The sequence below is a fragment of the SAR202 cluster bacterium genome (assembly GCA_009392515.1).
GTDB lineage: Bacteria > Chloroflexota > Dehalococcoidia > Lucifugimonadales > UBA6952 > UBA6952.
Genome location: VFGE01000062.1, coordinates 1 through 7905, shown reverse-complemented (window position 1 = coordinate 7905; position 7905 = coordinate 1). Strand labels below are relative to the sequence as shown.

At 31.9% G+C, this 7905-nt stretch carries 11 protein-coding genes; 4 read left to right on the top strand and 7 right to left on the bottom strand.

Features of this window, described 5'->3' with window-relative positions:
- On the bottom strand, positions 1 to 329 hold a 329-nt coding region (locus FI695_08080; protein ID MQG51914.1), incomplete at its 3' end, for an ATP:cob(I)alamin adenosyltransferase.
- 89 nt (positions 330 to 418) lie between these two features.
- Between FI695_08080 and erpA the strand changes: the two genes are divergently transcribed.
- Both erpA and FI695_08070 read left to right on the top strand, forming a co-directional pair.
- Positions 419 to 754 (top strand): iron-sulfur cluster insertion protein ErpA, encoded by a 336-nt coding sequence (gene erpA / locus FI695_08075; GenBank protein ID MQG51913.1) that lies wholly within the window; start codon positions 419 to 421, stop codon positions 752 to 754.
- Between the two features lie 6 nt (positions 755 to 760).
- A complete protein-coding gene (locus FI695_08070) occupies positions 761 to 1723 on the top strand; it encodes a hypothetical protein (protein MQG51912.1) in 963 nt (320 codons plus the stop codon).
- Here the strand turns inward: FI695_08070 and fabG are convergent.
- From fabG to FI695_08040, 6 genes are all read right to left on the bottom strand, one after another.
- Positions 1720 to 2469: a 3-oxoacyl-[acyl-carrier-protein] reductase gene (gene fabG, locus FI695_08065; protein MQG51911.1), complete on the bottom strand. Its 750-nt coding sequence runs from the start codon at positions 2467 to 2469 to the stop codon at positions 1720 to 1722. The two genes, FI695_08070 and fabG, sit on opposite strands and share 4 nt — an antisense overlap.
- 9 nt (positions 2470 to 2478) lie before the next feature.
- Positions 2479 to 3462 carry a phosphate acyltransferase PlsX gene (plsX, locus tag FI695_08060; protein MQG51910.1) on the bottom strand — a complete coding sequence of 328 codons (984 nt, stop codon included), beginning with the start codon at positions 3460 to 3462 and terminating at the stop codon, positions 2479 to 2481.
- Between the two features lie 26 nt (positions 3463 to 3488).
- A complete protein-coding gene (locus FI695_08055; GenBank protein ID MQG51909.1) occupies positions 3489 to 3890 on the bottom strand; it encodes an acyl dehydratase in 402 nt (133 codons plus the stop codon).
- 4 nt (positions 3891 to 3894) lie between these two features.
- Entirely contained in the window at positions 3895 to 4278 is a 384-nt protein-coding gene (locus FI695_08050) for a hypothetical protein (GenBank protein ID MQG51908.1), read from the bottom strand.
- 174 nt (positions 4279 to 4452) lie between these two features.
- Positions 4453 to 4650, bottom strand: coding sequence for a hypothetical protein (locus FI695_08045; GenBank protein ID MQG51907.1), 198 nt, complete (start codon positions 4648 to 4650; stop codon positions 4453 to 4455).
- Positions 4651 to 4668: 18 nt separating this feature from the next.
- On the bottom strand, positions 4669 to 5607 hold the full coding sequence (locus tag FI695_08040) for a hypothetical protein (protein ID MQG51906.1): 939 nt from the start codon (positions 5605 to 5607) through the stop codon (positions 4669 to 4671).
- 385 nt (positions 5608 to 5992) lie between these two features.
- Here FI695_08040 and FI695_08035 point away from each other — a divergent pair, with 385 nt between their 5' ends.
- Together FI695_08035 and FI695_08030 are read left to right on the top strand one after the other, a co-directional pair.
- Positions 5993 to 7450 carry a menaquinone biosynthesis decarboxylase gene (locus tag FI695_08035; GenBank protein ID MQG51905.1) on the top strand — a complete coding sequence of 486 codons (1458 nt, stop codon included), beginning with the start codon at positions 5993 to 5995 and terminating at the stop codon, positions 7448 to 7450.
- A 4-nt stretch (positions 7451 to 7454) separates the two neighbouring features.
- On the top strand, positions 7455 to 7905 hold a 451-nt coding region (locus tag FI695_08030), incomplete at its 3' end, for a 4-hydroxybenzoate octaprenyltransferase (GenBank protein MQG51904.1).

Below are 7905 nucleotides of genomic sequence, written 5' to 3'. Positions count from 1 at the left end.
AATTCTAATTTTGGAGTAATGTAATCTAAGAGTTTTTCCAAATAATCAATATTATCTTGACCAATAACCTTGAAATTAGACTTCATTGTCTCATACATATTCACATCTGTTGCAAGTTCTGATCCAACTGTAAATAATTCGACCTGAATAACTCTTAGATATTTATTTACTTCTTCACTTGTTGAAAAAGATCTAGCTAAACCTAATGAAGAAATTATTTCATCAACAGTGCCATATGCGTTGCACCGAATATCATCTTTTGATACTCGTCCCCCATACAACAATCCTGTTTGACCATTATCTCCATATTTAGTGTATAATTTAAACATGTGTTTAGTATACCATTAATTACTCAGAAATATATTGACTAAAATAATCACGAATTATAAACTCAAGAAAAATTAAATTAGGATAAGTTATGACACCATTAACTATAACAATAACTGAAAATGCTGCTAAGCATGTACGAGATTTCACGGGACGCCAATCTGAAGAAAATGTTTCACTACGAGTGGGGGTTAAAGGTGGAGGTTGTTCGGGATTAACCTATGATCTAAGCATTGATAGCGAATACCTTGAAACAGATAAGGTTATTGAAGAACACGGGATCACTATACTTATTGATAAAAAAAGTTATATCTTTTTAGCAGGAACCATATTGGATTATTCAGGTGGATTGAATGGAAAAGGATTTGTATTTAGCAACCCAAATGCTAAAACTACTTGTGGTTGTGGAACATCTTTTTCTGTCTAAAATTTTATGGTAAATACACTATCTACAAAATGTGTTCAATATATATTCGATCGTTCATATCTTGGAATTTATGAACTCCAAGGAAATGATTCTCTAGACTTATTAAATCGTTTATCCAGTAATAAAGTTGATGATTTAACAATTAACCACGGTGACTCTACCATTCTTACAAACAATAAAGGAAGAGTTATTGATGTAATTACACTTTTCAAACTCGATTCAAAGATACTAATGTTTACAAGTCAGAATAACTCACAAGAAGTTATCGACTGGATCGATACCTATACTTTTATAGAAGATATATCAGTAGTAGATACAAATTCTCAATACAGCCTTATTACTTTAATTGGGGAAAATTGGAGTGAATGCCTCGCCCAAAAACCAATAATTGAAAAATTCACATGCGAATCGCTAGAAATTAATGGCAATAGTTGCCTGATTATGAGAACTGACCCAACTGGAACTGTAGGATATGATCTACTGATACCAGCAAACTATAAAAATGATATTATCGATTTTTTATCAAAAATTAAATCTAATGTGAAAATATTAACTGAATACCAGTATGATTATTTAAGAATCAATGAAGGTATACCCAGACTCGATAAAGAAATAAATGTAAACTTTAATCCTTGGGAAATTAATTTAAATTACCTTATCAATATGACTAAAGGTTGTTATATTGGTCAAGAAGTGATTCTAAGGCTAAACACATATGAAAAAGTACAAAAATTCCTAAAAAGACTTTCTATTAAACTTAAAGGTCCTGAAAATATTACCAATATAAAATTCGAAGATAATAATATTGGAATTATAACTTCGGTAGACAATACAAATAAAATTGGCCTCGGAATAATTAATAAAAAATATTGTGAAACTGGTAAAACATATCAATTAGTAAACGAAAATAGCCAATCAATAGGAGAGGCAGAAATTCTAGAGACAGAGCTTCCAAATTCTATAGCCTAAAGAGCTAATCCCCCGTCAACTGTTATAACTTGTCCAGTAATATAGCTTGCTTTTTCTGAAGCTAAAAATTCCACCAAATATGCCACATCATCGCTTTCTCCAAATCGATTCATGGAAATTCTAGAAAGAATACCTTCTTGCATTTTTTCAGATATAGTTTCAACCATTTCAGTCTTAATAAATCCAGGAGCAATAGCATTTACAGTTATATTTCTAGAAGCTAATTCTTTAGACATAGATTTTGTTAACCCAATCAATCCTGCTTTAGAAGCTGAGTAATTTGATTGTCCTGCGTTCCCATGTAATCCAATTACTGAAGAAATATTGATTATTCTACCCCATCTGTTGGACATCATTGATTTTATGGCAAGTTGAGAACACAGGTATGAACCTCTTAAATTTGTATTAATCACACTATCCCAATCTTCAATTTTCATACGCATAGATAAGCCATCTTTGGTTATTCCAGCATTATTAATTAAAACGTCTACTCCTGAAAATTCTTCGGATATTTCTAAAAACATTTTTTGCACTTCTAATTCTTTTGAAACATCAGCCTGTACCACTTTTACTTTGCTATTGCTAATATTTTCCACTTCTTTTGCTAAAGCATTTGCTGATTCTTGTGATTGATTATAATTAAGAATAATATCGTAATTATTTTTAGCCATATTCAAAACAATACTCTTCCCAATCCCGCGAGCACCACCTGTAATTAATGCTATTTTTTTATCTACGCCTGTCATATTAACCCTTTAAACAGTATCTATTGCTTTTCTAATTAGATTAGTTAATTCCACATCATATGCTCGTTTAGCTAATAAAATACCATTTGCTATACTATCTGCTTTAGATCGTCCATGCCCAACAATTACGATACCATTTACGCCAAATAGTGGCCCGCCACCACCTATTTCAGCAACATTCATTTTATCAGCGATTTCATTATATAATTTCTGCACTAATTCTGGAGGAAGAAAATCTGCGACCATAGATCCAATTTTGTTTATTATGGCATAACCAATGCCTTCAGTGTATTTCAAAAGAATATTACCTATAAATCCATCGCAAATTGCAACATCTACTTTATCTGTAAACAAATCCACACTCTCAATATTACCAATAAAATTTAATGAACTTTTATCAAACAATTCATATGCATCTTTTATTTGTTTATTTCCTTTGTTTGATTCAGTACCTACATTTAATAAACCAACCCGTGGATTATCCTTTCCTTGAATATTTGCTGAGAAAACTGTTCCTATTGCACCAAAACCAAGTAACTGAGATGGTCTACAATCCAAGTTGCTACCAACATCTAAAAATACAACATCTGATAATGATCCCAGCATTGGTCCACCAATAGCTGGCCTTTCTATACCTTCAAGTAAACCTAGAATCAGCGACGCACTAGCCATAGATGCCCCAGTAGAGCCCATACTAACAACTGCATCAACTGTGCCTGATTTTGCTAAATTCATACACTGGACTATTGAAGCATTTGGTTTTTCTCTTAATGCTTTTAATGGATTATCATTGTCTTGAATAACACTATCAGCGTTAACAACATAAAGAAGAGATTTATCATAACTTTTACCAGAAAGGATATTATTTATTTTAGATTCTTCTCCAACAAGGTAAACTACATATCCATGATCATTAATAATTTTCAGGGCAGCTTCAATGGTTTCAATTGGACCATAATCACCACCCATTGCATCTAAAGCAACACTAAACATTCAATTATCCTTCAGTATTTTATATCTCATATATATATTATCGCTGTACCAACAATTACTGATTCGTCATTATTTTTGATACAAGAAACTTTACAGTTTATTTCACTTTTATTGTTGATAGATTCTATAGATGTAATTTCAATTATAGCTTGAATCGAATCTTTAACATACACTGGCCTACGAAATCTAATATCTAAATGACCATTATGTATCCAGTTAGTCCCAAATATACTGGTTAACAACTCAGAAATCTGAGCCAACACTAACATACCATGAGCGACAATACCGCCAAAGTTACTATTTTGTGCAAATTCAGAGTCTAGGTGAATTGGATTATCATCCCCAGAGGCTTCTGCATATTGATTAATTTGAATTTGTTCAATAAGAACATTGTTTGATGTATATATTTCGCCAACAGTTTTTTGCATAACCTTATTCCGGAATCATTAATGTAGTAGAACCTTTAACAATATCCCCGAACCCCTCTTTTTCTATATTGAATTCAACTTTTAAAACAGTTGCATTATTTCTTTGATTTTCCTGAATTATCTCTGCCTTAGCGATATAACTAGATTCCGTAATATCTTGTTCAGCCAAAGTTGTTAGTGTCTGGGCCATATGTATTGTACCGGAAGGAAAATTAAAATGATCTAAAATAGACTTAATACTTATTGATAATAAATATAAAAAAGGTAGTGATTTTTTCTCAGAGCTATTATTTTCATAATGATCAACTGCTCTGTGGTATTTATTGACTTGATCAACATTTATATTTAAATTGAATTGAATTTTTTTATTTAAAAAAATAACTTTCACCTCTATTTAAAAATATCGCATATTATTTTACCAATTAGTATGAATACTTTCTATAATCATACTTATACACGAATGTATTATCTTAATAAATTTATGCTATCTTACACTTATTCCTTATCCTCTAGCTATGTATAGTAGACTTACAACTTATGACACGACTAATTTCTAAGAAATCTAATTCCTTTCAGCAACACTAACTTCTACCGGGTCTCCAGTCCATACATCATAGTCTAACTTTAAACTTTTTAAGGATTGTCCTTGAATTCCGAATTCTTTATATGGGCGTTCCTCTTTGTTGGATACTTTTGCAATCCGTTTCTTTTTGCCATTTTCATAGTATTCCGAACCTTGATTCTTATCTCTTTTAGCCATTACTCATGCTCTCCTTTCTTAATAAAAAACATCACTATTCAGTTTTTCCAAATACATTTTGTTGTTCTTAATCTTTTTATCTATGGCTACAATATATCTATCGAGCTGTTGTTTATTAGATTTCCAAGTTCTCAAGGAATTTACAAAACCCTCTCTATAGATCGGGCTAGAACGCCATATAGAAAACCTAATCATTGCCACACCAGTTCTTACGGCTAATGGGTCATCATACAAACCCTTAATAATTATTTGAAGTGAAGTGCGTAAATATTCTGGAGGTATGACATCTGAATCCTGGACTATCTCTTGGAATATAACGCTATAAAACAATTCGACATATCTATTAAATGATGTAAACATTGCTAGTTTTTTTATTGGAAGATGAACTTGTTGCTGCCTAACACTCGGGGTAAGAATACCTTTTGAAACACGTTCTTCATATTCTCTACCAGATGGTATAAGTTGGAATTTTTGCTCAGCACGAGTTCTATATATCTCTATACTGTCATATTCAGACAGCATAGCTACAGCTATGTTCTCTTTAAATCCTATTTTTTTTAAATACTGAACATTCCATTTTTCTTTAGGTACTCTTTGCTCAAGTGATTCCATTATCTTGAGTCTTTGTTCTCCGTATATATCATCACGAGAATCCTGAATCCCACCCCTTTTGATATTGGAATCAATGTGTTTCTCGAATCCAGATTCGTAAACAATATAATGCTCTTTAGTGACATCAAGGGGTGTATTCCCATCTCTCCGGGTTAATATTTCAGCAATGGCTACAGATTTAGACTTCATCTTAGCGATGGTTTTTTCAGTCACACCAGTATTTTGAGCGATTTGCCTAATCGGTAAATGTCTTGATAAGCCGTCTAAAATTACCCTGAGAACATTTTCATCATGCCCCCTGAGTCCTAATATTTTTAACTCGCCTCTAAACTCTTTATCATTCATTATTACTATACTTTTTAACCATATCTGTATTAAATATACCACGTTATTTCTCTTATTACTATATAAATATAAACAATATGATGTATTAATAACAACATTATAAAAACAATTATGGTAACACAATACAATGTATGTATGGAACGAGTTAATTTAGAAAATTGGATTATGCCTCAAAATAAAAAACTCTAACGTTATTAAGGGGTCTGGAATAACAAACTATTAGGTCATTAATCTAGAATAGTAATTGATTACTATAAAGTTGATATATATCTAAGTACAGGTCGAGTTCGAGGTATCAATTACGAATTGGGTCCAATATTTTGAACTATTTAGATTAACAGATTAAAATAAAAGGAGATGATATTTAATATTAAAGGAATTTCTATTGAATTTTAATAACCTAAATGAATTTATTGATTTTTTAGAAAAGCGTAACGAATTGAAAAGAATAACTACTACTGTTGATTCAAATTTGGAAATCACAGAAATTGTCGATCGCGTATTTAAAAATTCTGGTCCAGCTCTACTATTTGAAAATGTAGTAGGTTCTGACTTCCCCTTATTAATTAATTTATTTGGAACAGAACAAAGAATGTGCTGGGGACTTGGAGTAGACAATCCATCAGAACTTATAAATAAAATAAAAGACTTATTAGCAAATGTTGAAAATCCTCCTAAAACGATTTTAGATAAAATAAACGCACTAAAAACGTTATTTTCTTTACGCGTAATACAACCAAAATCTGTTAAGAAAGCAGAATGCCAAGAAGTTATCTATAAAAATAACGAGGTTGATTTATATAAATTGCCACTTATGACCTGCTGGCCAGAAGACGGCGGACCATTTATAACTATGCCGTTAGTATTTACCCGCGATCCAATTACTAACATTAGAAATGTCGGAACTTATAGAATGCAAGTATATAATAAAAATACAACAGGAATGCATTGGCAAACTCATAAAGTTGGTAAAAGCCATATGGCAAAAGCAAAAGAAGTTGGAAAACGTTATATCGATGTTTCTGTAGCAATCGGTGCAGACCCTACAACCATGTGGACTGGATCTGCTCCACTTCCACCACAAATTGATGAAATGATGCTTTCTGGGTTTCTAAAAAATTCTAACGTTAAAATGGTAAAATGTGTCACTAACGATTTAGAGGTCCCAGCATCTTCAGAAATTGTCCTAGAAGGATACGTTGATACTGAAGAAATGCGCGATGAAGGCCCATTTGGAGATCATACGGGGTATTATTCAGGCAAAGAACCCTATCCTGTGTTTCATGTTAATGCAATTACACATAAAAAAAATCCAACTTATGTATCGACTGTTGTTGGCATTCCTCCTAAAGAAGATTATGTTATGGGCAAAATGACAGAAAAATTATTCTTACCAATAATACAAATGGCAATTCCTGAAATACGCGATATGAATATGCCTGCAGAAGGCATATTTCACAATTTAGTCATTGTTTCCATTAAAAAATCATATCCTGGGCAAGCGTATAAAGTCATGTATGCTTTATGGGGTTTAGGCCTTCTGAGTTTAGCAAAAATAATTATAGTAGTAGATGAATTCGTGGATATTAATAACAATTCCGAATTATTATGGAGAGTAACTAACAACATTGCTCCAGATAGAGATGTTATTACACTAAAAGGCCCTACTGACGATCTAGATCATACAATGACAAGTTTTGCATTCGGAGGTAAACTTGGAATTGATGCAACACGGAAAATTGAAGGTGAATCAGGGCTAAAAGAATGGCCAAATGATATAGTCATGTCTCAAGAAATAAAAGATTTAGTAACTAAAAAGTGGGAAAAATACGGTTTGGAATAGTATTTTGATAGCAAAAATTATAACTAAAATAAAAATCTTATCTGATTCTATAAGATTTCAAGAAACAATTTTCACTCTTCCATTTGCTTTTATTGGCAGTGTTATAGCCTCAAGAGGTATACCAGAATTAACACAAATACTATGGATTACTTTAGCTCTTACTGGAGGCAGAACTCTTGGAATGGCTTGTAATAGAATTATTGATATAGAACAAGATAAATTAAACCCAAGAACGCAAAATCGAGCTTTAGTAACAGGTGATTTAAAGAAATTTGAAGTTGGTGCGTTAGCTTTTTCTGGGCTTATATTACTATTCATATCAGCATATATGCTAAACCCCTTAGCATTACTCTTGTCACCAATAGCTGCAATTTTTGTTTTTTCATATTCGTATTTTAAACGATTCACATGGGGATCCCATTTTGCAATAGGTATAACAGATAGTGTAGCACCTA

What these genes read in the sequence shown, in the direction of transcription:
- erpA (MQG51913.1), top strand. Translation starts at nt 419, where the DNA reads ATGACACCATTAACTATAACAATAACTGAAAATGCTGCTAAGCATGTA.
- FI695_08040 (MQG51906.1), bottom strand. Translation starts at nt 5,607, where the DNA reads ATGAATGATAAAGAGTTTAGAGGCGAGTTAAAAATATTAGGACTCAGG.
- FI695_08045 (MQG51907.1), bottom strand. Translation starts at nt 4,650, where the DNA reads ATGGCTAAAAGAGATAAGAATCAAGGTTCGGAATACTATGAAAATGGC.
- fabG (MQG51911.1), bottom strand. Translation starts at nt 2,469, where the DNA reads ATGACAGGCGTAGATAAAAAAATAGCATTAATTACAGGTGGTGCTCGC.
- FI695_08070 (MQG51912.1), top strand. Translation starts at nt 761, where the DNA reads ATGGTAAATACACTATCTACAAAATGTGTTCAATATATATTCGATCGT.
- plsX (MQG51910.1), bottom strand. Translation starts at nt 3,462, where the DNA reads ATGTTTAGTGTTGCTTTAGATGCAATGGGTGGTGATTATGGTCCAATT.
- FI695_08055 (MQG51909.1), bottom strand. Translation starts at nt 3,890, where the DNA reads ATGCAAAAAACTGTTGGCGAAATATATACATCAAACAATGTTCTTATT.